Source organism: Bacteriovorax sp. BAL6_X, from assembly GCF_000443995.1.
Classification (GTDB): domain Bacteria; phylum Bdellovibrionota; class Bacteriovoracia; order Bacteriovoracales; family Bacteriovoracaceae; genus Halobacteriovorax_A.
The window spans coordinates 295,912-313,565 of sequence record NZ_AUMC01000006.1; the positions used below are offsets into that span (position 1 = coordinate 295,912).

Sequence of the window (17,654 nt, forward strand, 5' to 3'; positions counted from 1 at the left end):
TATTGAAATATGTTGACCTAATTCTAGCTACTTGCTAAATAAACGCATGGCCAATAATCGCACTTTTTCACCATCTCTTCAAGCTAAGATTGACACTCTAATGGCACGACGCCCAAAGGTCAAACTTGGTAATATTTCATTTGATTCACCACTTCTACTGGCCCCTATGAGTAGTATTTGCACGGCCCCATATCGTTTATTGATGGAAGAGTTGGGATGCGGTGGTACAGTAAGTGAGCTCGTAAGTTGTCACGGAATCAATTACAAGAATGAAAAAACCACTAAAATGCTTGAGATTCATCCACGAGAGAAGAATATTGGACTTCAACTTTTTGGTGAAGATGGATCTGCCATGGCCGAAGCTGCAAAAGTGGCAGAGGAAAGAGAGCCTAAGTTTATCGACATTAATATGGGGTGTCCCGTACGAAAAGTTGTAACAAAGGGTGGTGGTTCCGCTCTTCTAAAAGATACATCAAAGCTTGGGAAATTCTTTAATCAAATGAAGAATGCTATTGAGGTTCCACTTACAATTAAAATTAGAACTGGCTGGGATGAAAATTCAATAAATGCCCAGGAAGTCATTCATATTGCCAAAGAAGAAGGTGTAGAATTTGTTGCAATTCACGGTAGAACAAGAACTCAGGCCTATAAAGGCTCTGCAAATTGGGATCTACTTGAGAGTATTGCAGAGACTTCTCCCCTGCCAATTATTGGAAATGGAGATCTACACTCGGCCCCTCTAACAAAGCAGCGCCTCATGGCAACTCGTTGCCAGGCACTAATGTTAGGACGTGGCCCTCTTAGAAATCCTTTTATTTTCTTAGAAAGCTTTTTAAATGAAGATGACGATATCAGCTTTAGTCCAAGTGACTACCTTGAAGTTATCGAAAGATTTCGTGACTATATGGAAGAGTATACAGATCGCGAAAGAACAGTTCTTATCACTCTTAGAAAGAATATCGTTTGGATGGCCGCAGGCTTCCCAAATGTTACTCACTTTAGAAATGTAATGTTCCAAACCCCTGATATCGAAGAAACGATGAAGGTAACTCGTGAATATTTCGATGCCATAAAAAATGATCACAAGAAATTAGATCTAACTCAGGCCTTCATGGCCGGTGGACACGGCTAAGACTCCGAAATTACTTCTTATACTAAAGTTTTCCACTTGAAATGTCGAAGAGGCATACGTGGAGATAGTGTAAATTACTTTATACTTAATTTTAGAGATGAAGAGACTTTTCAAGAACATTTTTAATACAGTACTCATAAGTACGTTTGCCTTCAATGCAACGGCTTCGGATATGTGTACTGATCTTGAAGTAGAAATCTCTGCCATTCACGCGAAACAAGACCAGATGAAAAAAGACGATAAGGCAGACTCTCCTACACTTATCGAACTCAAAAAAATTCGCGACGCTCAAATGGCCCAAGTCGTTGCTCTAAGGGCACTAAAGAAGATTCGCAGTGAATACCTCAATTTTAAAAAAGAAGCAGAAGTTCTAGATGTTGCGAAATTATTTGATACAAATACGGCAAAGGCCTTAAAAGAGCTTGAAACTCATACACAGGCAGTGACCAAGTATGCTGTCATTCATTCCACAGTGTCAGCACTAGCAAAGAAGCAGGCCGCAAGTATTGCTGAGAATAATAAAGAAGACAATGCCTTTGTAAAGCTCTTTAACCACTTAAAGGACGGAAACGGAAAAGATCTCTTCTCATATGTTAAGTCTGCCTGTCGAGGAAAGGACGCGAGTGTTCAAAAAGAGTGTGAGGTCTTTAATGATTTTACAAATAACTTTGAAATGGACCAAGGCTATGAAGATATGGCCAAGGATACGATTAATAATTATGGTGTTATCCTACAAAAGATTTACGCTGGTAGCGCGACAGAAAGTGATGCAAATGATTTTCTAGAGGCTCACCTAGAAGCCCTTAAGGACGATACTGTAAATGTTGCTTTAACAACGACAAAAGAAGGTACACCTTCAATAAAAATCAACACATCAGGAAATAGCTTAAATCTCCTCTCTCATAATGATCAGCTTAAGCACTACTATGAGAATACTATTTTAAAGCTATACGAAGAAACTTTTGACCATAATGATGACCCTAATATTTTCAACACTCAACAAGGCTCATACGCTTCATTCTACTTAGACAGTGGAATCTCTGATCAGTCATTTAGTGATCTATCGTCTGCACTAACTGGCCTTAAAAGTTGTCGTATTAAAATAAAAGAATGCGATGCAAGTAGCGATCTTGAAAAGATCAAGAATGCTATTAACGACTCTAGGGCGGCAATTGGAAATTACAATACACTTGAAAGTATCTCTCTCTACCCTAGTGAGGAAGAAAAGAAAGCTGATGAAAATAGAAGGGATAAGTTAAAAAATGACATTCACTCATTTTTAAAAAATGCTAATGACAAGGTCGAGGCATTAAATAAAACAAGTAAAAATAATCAGAACTTTGGTCAAATTTTAGCGGATAACCTTGCAGAACTTTGTCCTGGAACAACAGGAGCTTCAACAACAGACATCCTCTATAGTTGCGTAGAAAGTGATTTAAATGCCGAATCTATAAACCAAAAAATAAAAGAACGTGAAGAGGCACTAGTTGACGTTGAAAAACAGATTGCATCGATTTTCACGACTAGGTCAATGAAAGACTTAGAAGTTCTCAAGGCCTTAAACCTAAAGACATATAAGTTAAATTGCCGTGGATTCAAGGAAGCTAATATCTCTTGCATGCCAGCACTTGAAACTGGCAATGAAGGTATTTCAATACTCACAAAACTAAGTGATGGAATAGATGATAAGTTAATTACAGAGGACTACTCGCGCTACTTCTATGGTGAACAAGAACCAAATGATTATCGTATGACAGATCGATACCTTCTTGAATACTGTCACAAAAAGAAGAACAAACGCTGTAACGGAGCTGTTGTCGAGAATGGAGCAAATGGAGATGATGAGGATAATCGCGACGATGAATTCAGTTACGCTTGTCGTGCTCTTCACGTACGAACTTGTAACTTAAAGAAGAACTCATTTGCTAAAAGTAGTGTTCAACTTGAAAGTAACGAGTATTTTGACTGGGACCCAGTTTCAGAAAGAATGGTAAAAAGAAAACACAGAAAGAGCTTCTGGCCTCAAGTTGCCATGTATGCTGCTCATAACTCTTATGCCTTTATAGGTCCGATGATCTCAACACAACAGCTTAGAGCACAACTTCCAGGCTATATCTATACAGGCCGTGTGCAACAGCAACAACTAGCGTATCAACAACAGTACTACGATTGGTACATGAATAAACTCGACCTCTCCAATCAAAGAATGTTTAGTGGTAGTAATAGCCCATTCTACAGCTCATATGATTTCTACGCTAATTACGGCTATAGCTTCTAAGTGGCCCTAAACCACACAAATTCTTGTCGTCTAAATTACTTTCACCTCTAAACGAGAGGCATTGAAGCCTAGTTATATCAACGGCTTAGAGAAAACTAGGTATTTCTTACCTTTTCTTTAATATCAACAGGTTAATATAAAGAAAGGCGTCGAATTTCACGAAGAGTGAATGGGTAGGAAAATGTAAACCAATGAAATTTAAAATAAGTTTGCTCACATTCATAAGCACATTGATGCTCCTTACATCTTGTATGGAAGCGGTCAATAACCGCCGCTCAGATCTAGACTTAAATGACTCGGAACAAGAGTCTTCTGATCATATTGTCGAAAATCCTACTGATCCTTCATGGTATGCCAAAGGCCAATATGTTGATGGTGCCCTTACCCTTAACTCCGAAGATACAGGCAGTATCTATCTTGTTGGCGGTATTATTAATAACTATATTGTTTCACAAGATAAGAAGAACTCAGTTTTCTGTCTAATAGGATCAATTAATACAGTGAGTTCGACAGGTGTAGATAAAAAACCTCAAGTAAGACTCGTGGCCACTCCTATTAAATCAAGTAAATCACAAGAAACAAGTTTAAGAATTAATATTGCGAATGCTGCTGACAACGCTGCATTTTGTGGTGGGAATAATATCGTAAGCTATACTACAACAGGCTCATCTGTTCTAGTTGATGCAAATGAAGCGGCCTATAGTCTAGCGACGATTTGCCCTGAGTGTTCAACAAGTTTTACAACGATAGCACTGACACTTCACGAATCAGTTTCTGGTATCTTAAAACAAGCACCGGTTTCAAATACATCGGTGAATCTCACTAGCCTATCTATCACGACGAATGTTAATGGATCTTCGACAACACCTGGTGGTAGTTGTACGAATACTTCATGTCAGCAACAAGGATATAATTGTTGTCTAAATGGACAATGTGTTATTGATGGTGAAGTTCGACCAGAAACTGATCAAAATAGCTCTGAGTACAAAACTGCTCTAGCAGAGATTCTAGAAGATGCTAATAGCTTCAAAAATTATCCTGAACTATTCTATGTATGTCCGATTAATACTGACCCCGATGAAGATGATGGTGACGCTTCTGATGGTGATCCTATCGACGATGCAAATCAACAGTTATTAAAAGATATCGAAGACTACAAGTGCCTACTTGGACAGCTTGATAGTTGTGATCCTGACCTTGACAGTGTTCGTGTAAAAGTATGGCAGAAATGTGGATGTTCATTTGAGCCGACTTATATCGGTGGAGAACTTCAACTTGACTCTCGCTGTATTGATTACGGACTAAAGGCGCAAAAAAATGCTAACGGAAATATTTTAAATATTCAATGTGATATCCCTGTTGCTGAAAACGAAGATAAGCCTTTCCAAAACTTATCAGTACTCGTATCAGGAAAAAGTGCCCCTCACCGCTTCTTCTCTCTTGCGGGCACACCTTATGATGATCTTACAGAGATTCCAGAAGGAACAAATCAAGAGGGAGAAACATTTTATTATCTAGATGATGCTAACAAAGCAGGACCTTTAGAAACAACATATAATATGAATGCAGTTATTGGTCAGATGACACTTGATCTGCAACAAGCTCAACCGGCCAAGGCACTTGATGTTGAAGTTGATAAGGTTTATATCGTTTCAGTTACAAGTGGATACGCGACCCCTTGTCCATACTGTCAACAAGATGCTTGGCAAAAAGTTTTTAGCTCTCAACCTGAGACGAGTAAGGGCTACGGGCTTACTTGGCGTGGATACACGACAGATCGAGCGGCCATTGGAAGTAATACGACGTATGGTAATTATGAAGATACTGTGTTTGGACGTGCATGTTGGGTTCCACCAACAATGTTACCAAGTTCACATATTAGCTATGCAGATGCTGGCGTTCAAAGAAGAAATCGTCTTGAAACTCAAGCGGCCATGTTTGTAAATGGTTACCAAAGAGATTGGTATGGTTTTAATCAAGGAGCACTCATTGGCTCATTCGATGGAGTTTCATGGTTCTCTGTTGGAGCAGGAAGACGTGTTCGCTCAACAACTCAAAAGCTTTTTCTAGCAATCAACGCTCCTTTTGCAGACCTTGCTCAGAATACAAATTATACAGTATCAGTGGTCGAAGACCTTGGTGGACAAACAGCAGCTGATTATGACTGGGATTTTTCAAAAGACCCATCAGCGGCAGGACAAGGCTATGGGGCCAGTTGCCAATATATGCATGCATGTAATGTTGATAGTGACTGTGTTGCCAAGCTTGGTTGGGAATATGCCTGTGCCCAAGTAACAGACGTTAAAACAAATTGGCCAAAATTTGATATTGATGCATTTGAAAGAAATAACTATTCAAGAGAAGGCGTTTCACTTTCATCTATCTTAAATACAAATATTAGTAGTGGGCAGAATAAGAGATGTGTTTATCGTGGAGCCGGTTCTCTTTGTAAACTAAGTCCAACAACTAATGTAAAGAAAACATCTCATACAAAGCTTCTAACTTGTGCACCAAATTTTTACTGTGCGGCCCTAGATTCAGCAAGCTTTTCAAAGGAGCTTATTCGCTCACCAAATGAGCCAACAGCAATTCTCTACGGACAAGCGGCAAGTATTTTAGGAAGACCAATTACTTATAGTAATCGTGGTGAAGAGTTACCTACAAATATTCAACAGGCCATCGCAGCTAACCTATCTATTTATGCAGCTTCTGGAACATTTGGTCCAGGAGATGTTGGTCTTTGTGTACCAGGACGATCTACTGATACAACAAATGGTTTTGAAAGTCGCCATGAGTCTGAAGATAATAAAAACCGTACAGACTATATCTCTCAAATAGCAGCATGTAATGAAGATGCTACAGGGGTTAATCGTACACGATCATGTCCAGTATTTGACACTGATGGTAATTATGTAACGGTTGAAGATGCTTCAATCAATGTACCTTCTATTCTACAAAATATGTGTTCTGCTGCTTCAGTAGACACTGACGAGTCCTCTTCTTTTAAATCAATTGAAGCTGGCCTTATTCAAGATATCCTTCAACTACAAACTGAAACACTCGCAGCTAACGCCTGTATAAGAAGGGCAGGAGCTGTTTGTCATACAAATTTAGATTGTGGCCCTAATCGTCTTCATGCAGATATTGCAAGAGGACTCTCTCCTTCTAGCTTTGGTGACACAATAGCTGAACAAAAATACTGGGAAGAAGAACTAGTATGTGGCCAAAGCCAACAAGAGCCTCTGCTAAACACGATTCTTGCTGGTAACTATTATAACTACGACATGGGACAAAATCGTTGTTGTCGTGAAATTTCAAAAGACTTCACAATGTATACACAGGTGGAGACAAATACTTCGTTCCCTGGTTATGACTCACAAAATGAAGTTCTAAACACAAGAACAACATCTAATGACTCTCCGGATGCAACAGGACGCTATTCGCGTTATATTGCCTCAGAGACTTATAACACTAGTACGATTCAAATGAAGGTTGAGCCAGGAGTTCTTCCCGATACAGGACAGGCCCTAATCATTAATGAAACAGGACAATCAAACTGTTGTGGTGGTGGCTTCATTAGAAAATTTGAAGATGGAACAAATAACTGGACTGCTGGTGGACGCTTAAACCTTTCGCCGACAAAATTAGCATGTCTAAACTATTCGATGAAGTCTTGGCGTGAAGAGCTTCAACCACTCTATCGTAATAACTGGCTAATGGAATACTCTTTTATGAGTTCAATTGGTGGATATCGCACTTATAATGGTGAAGTTGGACAGCCATTTGTATGGCTTAGACCAGGCGACCCTATTGGAAGTATTCAAGCAAATATTGATCCAAGCTCTAGTGCAACTCCTGAAAATATAAATACATCTTCAGCAATTGATGGCCGTATTAGTTTCTACCCTGCTGATGAGTCAGGAACACTATTTAATACAAAAATTGCTTTTGGACTTTACCAAAACACAGGCTTTAATGATACATTTAATGCACCTTACTCACCAGTCGTTGTAAAGCCGGCGGGATTCAATAACCCTATCGCTCCAGCACTTGGTGCTGATGATCTAGAGCAACAAACACTTGCAATTTATATCCCTGACTATGTAGATGGGGCATCAATTAACGACGTTATCTTAAACTATATCACTGATCCAGATGCCACTGATTTCTCAGATCTTTCTACACATGATGAGGCAGCGATGACAGAAGTTATCTGTCCATCGGTTGCAGGAGCGGAGCTTGCACTAGCATCAATTGGTCAACCTGCTTACTGTACAGTTACAGAGAACAACTTAAGATATATGTTCTTTAGAATTAATAATGACCTACTTTCGGCCCCTACACCAATGCAAATTGGATGGGTATCATTTAGATATAACTTTCCAGCAAGTGCTTTTGGAACGATTCCTGGTGGGCAAAAGTACTACGAAAGTATCTTTGAAAGATATGAACTTCTTGGTGTACCACAAGTTACATATGAGGCCATCCGTTGTAATGATGAAAAGGCCAACCCTTTAGCTCATACTTCAAATGAAGGACGCCTTATTGAAGGTATTTATAATGAAGTAAGTGATCCGTTCTTTACAGATCCTGATCGAATTCCGGCAACGGATCCAAATATTGGAACTGCTGATGATATTGATAACCAGATCTACTATAAGACAGATGGATCAACGATTGCCCTACCACAGATCTTTGCAGCAAATGACTTTAAATGTTGTTCAAAGCTTGGAACAAATGTAACAGACCCTGGTTCAATGTGCTGTTCAGGATTTGGTGTCTTAAACGAAGATAATACATATGAATGCCGTCTACCTAGTGGGACAAATATCAACACATATCTAAACCTATTTATCTCTTCTGAAGGTATCGTAACTGAAAGTGCAGATATGTCACTTGATCCAGAGAAGCACTACGACCTAAGAACAGGGTTCCCACTTGTTGAGGGTGCCAATGCCGATCAAGTTAAATCAAAACTAAACCAAATCGGTAATCGCTTCTGTCAACTTGGAAAAGTAAGAACAGGTAGCGCCTTTGATAATTACTACCCACAGCCTGCTGCTGGTTATTTTACAGAAGATACACAACTTCAAGGCTATAACTCAATTGTCGATTCAATGGATGATTTAACAGCTGATGATGCAAATTACTCAAGCTTTATTAAAGGCTTCCGTTGGAATCACCACTTCTACTGTGAATAAGATTCAAACACTGTTCATTTTTTAGACAGTACAATCTTCATATTAAATTAAAATTCAATGACTTATCCTTTCTGTTTTTTGGCACACTTGTTGCTTTATACATAGTATCTAAATTTAAAAATTAAAAGCAAATGGGGAAACTATGAAAAAGCAAAATCTATCGAAACTGATTAAAATTGCCATCTTCACTGGATTAATTCCACTTTCGGCCTATGCAAATATTTGTACGATTGTGGAGAGAAAATTTGAAAGGAAAGGTTTTGAGAAGATTAGTGACTTCGATAAAGATTTCCAAGAAAGATACAATAAGTATAAAGAGAGATGTGACCTAGAAAAGTATAAGATCGCAGAAGAAAAGTTTCAAAAGAAACAAACTGATATTGCGAAAGATGAGCAGAAACATGCTGATTTTATCAAAGACCGTGAGTCTATTGAACTTACAACAGAAGATCTACGAGACTACTATGATAACTCACCTATTATCGCTTACCGTGCATCACTAAAGTATAAGGTGTTTGACGGTAATAAAGAAATTTATCTTCAAAAGATTTCTGATGCAAATGCAATTTGCCAAAACATCCTAGGAGACAAGAAGGCCAAAGCAAAGAGTGCAATAGTTTCAATTGCTGAAAAAGAGCATATGGGGCAAGTTCGCACACCACAAGAAGTTAGCGATCAACTAGAATCGAGATTTGATGGTGCAGGATCATCTGCAGCCTTTAAAATCACTAAAAGAGGAATCTTTGATCTTGGAGACAATGTAGAGGCAGGAACTGTTACAGAAGATTTTGAAACCTCGAGAAAAGAGCGTATGGAATTTAATGCAGACCTTAGAGTTCTACAGGCCAACGGTAAAATTTCAACATTTGCAAGTGATATAAGAGCACTTGAGTTCTCGAAGCTAGAGTGTATAAACAACCCAGTAAATGATAAAGATAATTTAGATGATATTGAAACAAAGACTACGGTAGAAACAAGAGTAAACTCTGCAAAGATTGATAGCGATGAAGATGAGCAAAAGGTTATCGTAAAATTTGAAGCTCAAGAAAAGCAAAACTTCATGGCCCAGAAAGGAAATAGTGATAATGCTAATCCAAATCAGCCAACGATCAATGATATCCGCAGAGGCGAAACAACAGAAAAGTACACAGTTGATGATCAAATTGACTTTATCCTTCGAGGAAAAGTTAACTCAAGATCACAATAATAAAATACCCCTCCCCCTTTAAAAGCCTGCCTCGAGCGGGCTTTTTTTATTTTGAGAAATATTCAAATACCATATACAATTTAGATATGAATAATTACTTTAAAATACTACTCATTACTAGTATCACTCATTTCTCAATTGCACTAAGTCCTCAGGTACCACCAAAAGTGATTCAAGAGATTGAGTTTAAGCCTCATATGGTTGAACACCTTATTAAGGGATGTCCTGAAAATTCAGAATGTTCATCAAAAATGGGTGATATATCAGAGAAGTTTAAGAATACTATCTTAAAAGGCACTCTCAAGATGAAAATGGAGTTTGCAGACAAGCATGGCCTTCCTTTCACATTCTGGACAACTCTTCCAAAAGAAAATGATACGATAACATATCAATCTAAGTGTAATTTTCATCATCCACAAAAAGATAAATTTGGAAAGATCATAAGCGACAGGCAACCAATCTATGAAGGGATTCGATTTCTTAAAAGCACCAAAAATTTAAAAGATTCGCAAGATATTCTTCCAAATATTATGCTTAAAGAAGGACAACAAAAGCCTATCATTATACCTCGTCATAGTCTTCCATTTTATACAAACGGGGACGCTATCTTCTTTCAGCAAGAGTTCCGCGGTGTCGATTTTAAATTTAAAGTTGAAAATGAAAGAGTCTCTCTCTACACAGCGGCGCTTGAGAACCATGAAATACAAAGCGCAGCTTGTAGCAAGGAGCTCTTAACTAAGTTTAAGGAAATCAATAGTCAAAAGCTCTATCAGAGTGCATACTGTAAGCTTATCTATGATGTAAGAGCGAAAAAGTACTTTCGCTATATTTTTGGGTGGAGCTGTTAATTGCAACAGAAACAAATAGAAGAAATTGAACTTTGTGTTTATAACCTAGAAAACCTCTTTATCAAGGATGCTTTAGATCATCCACCAAATCTCAACTATTTCAAATCACCATTAAATCTTAATCAGCTTCGTACTGTTTTTAACGAAATTAATGCCGATATCTATGCATTAACAGAAATTGGCTATATTGAAAGCCTCCATTACTTTAATGATAAATACTTAGCTAACGAATATGAAGTCTACCACAATCAAGGTAATAGTGACCGTGGAATCGAAAATGCATTTTTGGTAAGAAAAGGGCTTCCTTTTTACTTTGAGCATCTATCTCACACAGAAAAGGAAATTGATTTTACCTTACACGATGAAGATGAAACTAATTACTTTCTCTCAAGAGACTTTTCTCACCTACGAATCTTTAAAGATCAAGAAAAGACTCAACATTTAATGAGTCTTTTAAATGTTCACTTAAAGTCACAACGTGATGATGACACCGGTCATGACTTTCGTTCAGCAAGACGAAGAAAGGCCGAACTTGAATTATTGATACACGTTTATAAACAAGAGTGCTCTGTCTATAATGAAACCCCTATTATTCTATGTGGTGACTTTAACGGTAACGCTTCAAGTGACAATACGGACGAAGAATTCTCTTCACTTTATAGTGAAACAAATCTCAAGGATGTTTTGGGCCTCTTCCAGCTACCACTCGAGTACCGAACAACCTTTTATCAATTTGTCGCTCAGACAGCACACCCTTTACAGCTAGATTACCTATTTATCGATGAAAGATTTAAATCTCAAATTAAAGATGCGGCCGTTTATCGCTATCGTAACTCAGTGGGTAAGGTACTAGGCCCGCCGCGTAAACGCTCTGATATTTGGAATAATCCTTCTGATCACTACCCTGTCTATGTAATTTATAAGCTATTGAAATAAGATTAGTGAATCTTAAAATTACGCGATGCAATTGCAAGGATGAAAAAGATCATTTAAAAATTTTCTATGCATCAAATCACACAACACATACTAATCTGGCTTCTTGCGTTACAAACTTTTGCAACATCAGTTGTTGCTATTAGTGATAATCAAATTGATATCAACCATATCGATCTTAAAGATCAACTTTATACAAATCAACATGAGTATAGCAATGGCAAAGACAGTGATCGTAATGGAAAAGTCGACGACATTAATGGGTGGAATTACATTCAAAACTCTGCAGAAGTTTTTGATTCAAGTCTAATTGGTACATTTGATCCTAGAGTTTTTGAGTACTATGAAATTAGAAAAAGAAAAACTCTTAAAACGGCCACCGAAAGTGAACTAGAGTGGTATAAAGAAATTCGAAAAGATGATGATTTCATGAATAGCCGAGATGACTTCTCTTCATATACTCACGGCTCACATGTTACCTGCTTGGCCATGAACACAAAGGCCTTACCATACGAGTTAAAATCTAATGATATTAAATTTCTACCTATTCGCTACCTCGGAGATAATCCAGTCGGCCTATTTGCGAAGAAAGACTTTGTAGCTAGCAAGCATAAGAAGTCATATCTTAAGATTAGAAATATTAAAAACTATCTTGCTTATTATCAGGATTGGATGATCGCTAAGATGAGTGAGACAGTGAATTACTCATCAAAGTTTTCTAATATATACCATGCCTCTTGGGGACAAAGTTGGGGGCCGGCCTACGATATGATCAATGGTCATTTTCAAGAAGAATTTGCACTAAGTGAAAAAGAAGTTAATAAAAAATACGAAAAAATCATTTCTAAAATGCGTGATGAGTACATGAGTGGTTTGATGAGCAAAGGCCTTGCAGTTGTAAAAATGTATCCAAAAATGCTCTTTGTTTTCTCTGCTGGAAATAAGAAGGATGATACCGACACTTTTCTTCACTACCCTTCGTCAATCATTGCAGATAATGTCATCTCAGTAGCAGCAATTGATGAACACAATAAGGATAAGGCCTATTTTTCAAATTATGGAAAGAAAACGGTGACTATCTTTGCACCAGGAGTGGCCATTAGTTCTTGCTCTCCAGGAGATCGCTATATTCCAATTAATGGTACATCACAAGCTGCGCCACAAGTTACAAATACTGCTGCCATGATCTTTGCCATGGCCCAATTCTACAAGAAAGATATTAAAGCATCTGTCGTTAAAGACATACTAGAGAAGTCGGCCAAAAAACTGACTAGCCTAAGCAGCTATTGTACAAGTGGTGGAACCCTCGACCATGAGGCGGCCCTGGGGCTTGCTCGTTATTATTTCAAATAACTTCTAGGGTAAAAATTCATATGAATTGAGCATATTTTGCCTAAACCTCTTATCTATTTTGACGATAAGAATAGATAAGAGGTGGACCATATGAACAAATTAGCAACTTTAATCTTACTATCTTCACTCATGAGCTGTGCTACTAGCACACATCATACTGAAACAATTGAAAACAAAATTGCAGGTTTTGAAGACCGCTCAGGTAGTGAAATTAACCCAATCCCTTCTTATAAAATTAGAACTTTTAAAAAGAAAAGTCGTGGGCCAGCTAGTGTTGGACAAGAGCCCACAAAAGATATTTCAAAACTTGATAATAAGAAAGTTTACTTTCTTTCACTCTATGAACAATATCTAACTTTTTCTCAACTTTATCCAAGCTTTAAAAAAACGGTAAAGACCTGTGCGTACTTTCACCAAGAGTTTATCTCTTACAATGATAGGCCACGCCTTTGGGATTATCAGTTGAAAGAAGAGATTGATGATAATATTGAAAATATCGTTTGGCATCTACCATATGATGGAGAGCGTGCGACTAAGAGTACTCTCCCACTTGCGATGCAAGAGCATATGGATAGAACTCACTATGAACTAACAAAATTATGCGACAATGGCTTCTCCGATAATTACTACGTTTTTGAAAACTATATCACACTTGCAAAGAGTGATAAGGTAGGAGCAGGTACAAGCGAGGGTGCAAACTCACTAGTTAAGACAAGTTTAGTTTTTAATAAGCTTCTAATCGACAACCTCTCAACGAAGAAAAAAGTTAATATTGGACGAGGGCTAGCGTCAAGTACTGAAGAGATCGAATATACTGATATCTCATTTAGACGAATGCAGGCCCTTTGGTTTTAGGAATCTTTAACTAATTTAAGCCTTACCGACCTTTAAATTAAGATTAGGTAGAACCTATCATATTTCTATGAAAGCTCTACTAATCATTCCCTTACTATTACTAGTGGCGATCTCTTGTAATCAAGAGCGCCCTAAAGAAACACGCCTATCTGAGATAACGAGAAGCTTCTATGAGATTCCAAACTTCTTCGATATTGAAATTGTCTCCATTGATGTCCATAGTGAGGTCATAGACGAAAATTATAATTGTTACGAATATAAGTTAGACATTAACTTACGAGCAAAAGAAGATCTGCTAACACTTAGACCAAATCGGCCATTTGGAAAGTATCGTATAAGTACGACTAAGGGAGAAGAGTTTATTCCTATAACAAATACAAAAATTGAGCTCGAAAAAGAAATTCAATATTATGAGAACCTAATTGATCAAGTTGCTCTTATAAAACAGTGTGTTCGTATGCGAGGAAAGAAGTGTATTCGCTATCGTAATGTAAAGGCTTCTCGAAGACACAAGGAAAGTATGATTGAACGAAAAATAGCCTCGACAAAAAAATTCTTTCCTTACGAAATTAATAAGAATCAAAACACAATCGTGAAAGAGTTACCTATTATTGTGTGTAAGAATGAATTAACTAATAAGTGGAATTAAATTACACCAGTTAAGAGTAAGTAGACCTCTCTAACATTTGCACGTACTACAGAGATCGATGTCATCATATCTGAGTAATAGATATGCTTACGCCCATCCTCTTTATGGTGAACTTTCGCAAAGTCCTCTCTTTCAGTCATAAGATGTCTCTTAAGTTCACGAGTGCTAACAACGACTTCGTTAATTTCTTCTTCAGTAGCAACTTGACCTTTATAGACAGAGATACTTCTTTGATAAAGAGACTGTACTTCAGAAAAGTAACTTAGCAGACGATCTGTTTCATCAGCTGAGAGTTTCCAATTCTCATAGTACTTAGTTAGCATCGTTGTAAGCTTATCAAGACTATCTGCTAATTGTTCAAGGTCTGAAGCAATTTGCATCAACTTGATAGCATTGCGACTCTCAACTTCTTCAGCTCCATTAGCAATTACTTTTGAGATAAAATCATTTATCTCTAATTGAATATTATCAATGATTTTTTCGTAATCTTTAATTTTAGCAAGTGCCCGTGCACCTTTAGTAGGACTTTCTATATACTCGTGACATTTATCAAACATTCTTGAAACGATATCTAATAACTTTCCAATTTCTAGCTCGACTAAAACATAGGCCATTGTTGATGAAATATGTCTTCTCTCTCCTAAGAACTTAAGCTTAGGACGATCCTTAAACTTCGCGTCTGGATACATTCCTTTAATCAACTCTGACACGATATTCTTAAAGAAAAAATAATTTAATATTGCAAGTGAGATAACAAAGAACTGCCCCACTATAATCAGGCCTAGGTTGCCCACTGTTGTTTCAACATTGTGGTCGATAATGACTATAAGTAAGAAACTTGCAAATGTCGCAACTAAATAATGTACAAGAGGATGAAGAGAAAGTCTTATAGCAAGAGGCCTTGCCACCTTTCGGGCCGTATTAAAATTAACAAAGAACGAACTTAGTGTTGATGCACAAATAATTGAGAAGCATACACTTGCAGGAAAAACTCGTGTAAATATCATAACAACTGAAATTGCTAACGTCATTGTTTGGCTTCTTAGAATGAAAGAAATCAAACATCCAATAACAAATCCAATTAAGAGATTTGTAAATAATGAGTAGTCGACAAATCTCATCACAATATCTTGGACGAAATTCCAAGTCAAAAGAGACACAAAGCTCTCATGCATAACCGAGATTCCTAAGAATAGGAACGCCAGGCCAAATAGTAGCTTCGTGAGTTTTCTTACGAAATGTTGAGTGAAAACGAGACCTATGATAAGAGCAAAAGCCATCAGATTAAGGGCCAACTCTTGCTTGGCAAGCATCAAAATGAGAAAGATACTAACGGCACCAATGGCCGAGCCAAACAGCATCGGAACCACGCGCTGTTTTCTCACCAAGTTTGCATTAACTAAGCCCACAGTCACAATATTTGCCATTGTCGGAGAAAACGCCAAAAGACTCAACCTTGCTCCATTCCAAAAATTGACAACAAAGTTCTTACCATCAATATCCGATGCTATATGTTTAATTGCAGTAGAGCCCAAACTCTGAATACCAGCGGATATGATTCGTTGCCCATAATAAAAAATAGCGAGTCCCGAGATGAAAAATAAAATCGTTTGCAAGTATTCCATGACTTATTAGATACAAATCCTTATGTGATTTACGAAGTGGCCTTGGCCAGCCAAATAGGGATAATAATATAGAGTATTGTATCTCGGATTAAGTAAAATAGGAAAAAATAAATAAAAGCTTTTGGGCCCTTATTCCAAAGTCCTTCAATACCTAAATATTGAATCTTCTTAGACATGGCCACCATAAATTTTGTTTTACCATAGTGAGCAATAAAGAACGAGATAGCTCCATCAACCTTACGATCAAAGGCCAAGAAAGGGCGCTTAAGCTTCTCTAAAAAGGATCTAAGGGCAGTTTTCTGCTCTGTTTTTTTCTTATCGACTTCGTTTGCATTTTTAGAAATTGTGCTCATGATAGCCACAAACTAGCAGAGAATTGTAGCTGTGAAAAGGATTTTAGGCATCTTTGAACAAGTATTAATGACGCCATATAGATTTTCTATTGGTACTCAATCCAGATATATAAGATAGTAATATTATGGAAGAAGATGTTGACTAATACGCTCAGACAATACAAATTAGATCAATATCACATAGAAATTATAAAGACGGATAAAGAAAAACAGGGTCTACAATTCCATGACACTTTTAAGTATCGATTTCGGTAATCTTAGTCACAGGGACCATAGACGACACAGTGCAAGGACGATTTTTTGTTACAAAAAATACACCTATTAAACATTCAAACGAAGAGTGAAAATATACCAACTCACCTACTAAAAATGCCAGGTGCGTTTGTTCTCATTACATGTCAAAGAACGATTATCTTAACGACATCGGAATTCTCTCAAGAAGACATTCAATTAGGTACATACTACTTTGGCAAAAAAGCATATCACTTTCTACTAGAAACAATTTGCGGCCTACAAAGTAAGCTTAAGGGTGAGAGTGAAATCGTTGCTCAGTTTAAAGAAGCTTTTTCAAATTATCTTAAAGAAGATATTCGTTCTTCACTTATCCTTAGGGTCTTAGAAAAACTATTTAAAGATGCTAAAGAAGTAAGAAAAGAACACCTCATTAAGATTGGACAACAATCTTATGCTGGAATTACAAGAAGAATCATTCAGTCCAAGTATGACTCTGGTGATGTCCTAATCTTAGGATCAGGACAACTCGCAAGAGATTCAATTAAGCACTTAATGAAAAAATACAATGTTTACATTAGTGCAAGAAACCCACAGAAAGTACAAGAAATCATCAATGATTTTCCCAATATCAATATAACTGCTATTGAATGGAAGAATTATGGTGAGTACTTTAAATTCAATAGCTATGTGAACACTATTGGATGTTCAGGCAAGATCTTTGCTGAAGAGTTCTTTGCTGGTCACTGCCCTAGTAACTCAATCTTTGTCGACCTTGGCTCACCTTCTGTTATTGATACACAATTTGACAAGAAACAAGGTGTTTACCGCTTAGGAGATATTCTTAACCACGGTAAAATGTTAGACGAAGAAAAAATTGAGAAACTAGATCAAGCAAAATTGGCCATTGAGAATCTTGTTGAAAAGAGAGCAAGACATCTGGCAAATGTTCGCGTAAATCTTTAGTTTTAATTAACTCACAAGCCCCC

12 protein-coding genes are annotated in these 17,654 nt (G+C 37.4%); 10 read left to right on the forward strand and 2 right to left on the reverse strand.

The window, feature by feature from the left end:
* The first annotated feature begins 46 nt into the window (after window positions 1–46).
* The 9 genes from M902_RS05700 to M902_RS05740 all read left to right on the forward strand — a co-directional run bounded on the left by M902_RS05700 (window position 47) and on the right by M902_RS05740 (window position 14,456).
* The gene (locus M902_RS05700; RefSeq protein WP_021267031.1) at window positions 47–1,132 is read left to right on the forward strand and encodes a tRNA-dihydrouridine synthase; all 1,086 of its coding nucleotides are present in this window, start codon (window positions 47–49) and stop codon (window positions 1,130–1,132) included.
* Between the two features lie 97 nt (window positions 1,133–1,229).
* A complete protein-coding gene (locus M902_RS05705) occupies window positions 1,230–3,410 on the forward strand; it encodes a hypothetical protein (RefSeq protein WP_040314185.1) in 2,181 nt (726 codons plus the stop codon).
* Window positions 3,411–3,661: 251 nt separating this feature from the next.
* Entirely contained in the window at window positions 3,662–8,611 is a 4,950-nt protein-coding gene (locus tag M902_RS05710; RefSeq protein ID WP_021267080.1) for a hypothetical protein, read from the forward strand.
* Window positions 8,612–8,753: 142 nt separating this feature from the next.
* Window positions 8,754–9,818, forward strand: a complete 1,065-nt coding sequence (locus M902_RS05715) for a hypothetical protein (RefSeq protein ID WP_021267002.1) — start codon at window positions 8,754–8,756, stop codon at window positions 9,816–9,818.
* Between the two features lie 86 nt (window positions 9,819–9,904).
* Window positions 9,905–10,666 carry a hypothetical protein gene (locus M902_RS05720; RefSeq protein ID WP_021266768.1) on the forward strand — a complete coding sequence of 254 codons (762 nt, stop codon included), beginning with the start codon at window positions 9,905–9,907 and terminating at the stop codon, window positions 10,664–10,666.
* On the forward strand, window positions 10,667–11,602 hold the full coding sequence (locus M902_RS05725) for an endonuclease/exonuclease/phosphatase family protein (protein ID WP_021266550.1): 936 nt from the start codon (window positions 10,667–10,669) through the stop codon (window positions 11,600–11,602). It abuts the gene before it with no gap.
* A 66-nt stretch (window positions 11,603–11,668) separates the two neighbouring features.
* Window positions 11,669–12,952 (forward strand): S8 family serine peptidase, encoded by a 1,284-nt coding sequence (locus tag M902_RS05730; RefSeq protein WP_021266637.1) that lies wholly within the window; start codon window positions 11,669–11,671, stop codon window positions 12,950–12,952.
* 90 nt (window positions 12,953–13,042) lie between these two features.
* Window positions 13,043–13,807, forward strand: a complete 765-nt coding sequence (locus M902_RS05735) for a hypothetical protein (RefSeq protein WP_021266747.1) — start codon at window positions 13,043–13,045, stop codon at window positions 13,805–13,807.
* Window positions 13,808–13,874: 67 nt separating this feature from the next.
* A complete protein-coding gene (locus M902_RS05740; RefSeq protein WP_021266885.1) occupies window positions 13,875–14,456 on the forward strand; it encodes a hypothetical protein in 582 nt (193 codons plus the stop codon).
* Here M902_RS05740 and M902_RS05745 read toward each other — a convergent pair.
* Together M902_RS05745 and M902_RS05750 are read right to left on the reverse strand one after the other, a co-directional pair.
* On the reverse strand, window positions 14,453–16,081 hold the full coding sequence (locus M902_RS05745) for a PhoU domain-containing protein (RefSeq protein ID WP_021266751.1): 1,629 nt from the start codon (window positions 16,079–16,081) through the stop codon (window positions 14,453–14,455). The two genes, M902_RS05740 and M902_RS05745, sit on opposite strands and share 4 nt — an antisense overlap.
* A 29-nt stretch (window positions 16,082–16,110) precedes the next feature.
* Window positions 16,111–16,434 (reverse strand): hypothetical protein, encoded by a 324-nt coding sequence (locus M902_RS05750; RefSeq protein ID WP_021266952.1) that lies wholly within the window; start codon window positions 16,432–16,434, stop codon window positions 16,111–16,113.
* A gap of 300 nt (window positions 16,435–16,734) precedes the next feature.
* On the opposite strand from M902_RS05750, the gene M902_RS05755 reads away from it, so the two are divergent.
* On the forward strand, window positions 16,735–17,631 hold the full coding sequence (locus tag M902_RS05755) for a glutamyl-tRNAGlu reductase (RefSeq protein ID WP_021267014.1): 897 nt from the start codon (window positions 16,735–16,737) through the stop codon (window positions 17,629–17,631).
* The last annotated feature ends 23 nt before the right edge of the window (window positions 17,632–17,654 follow it).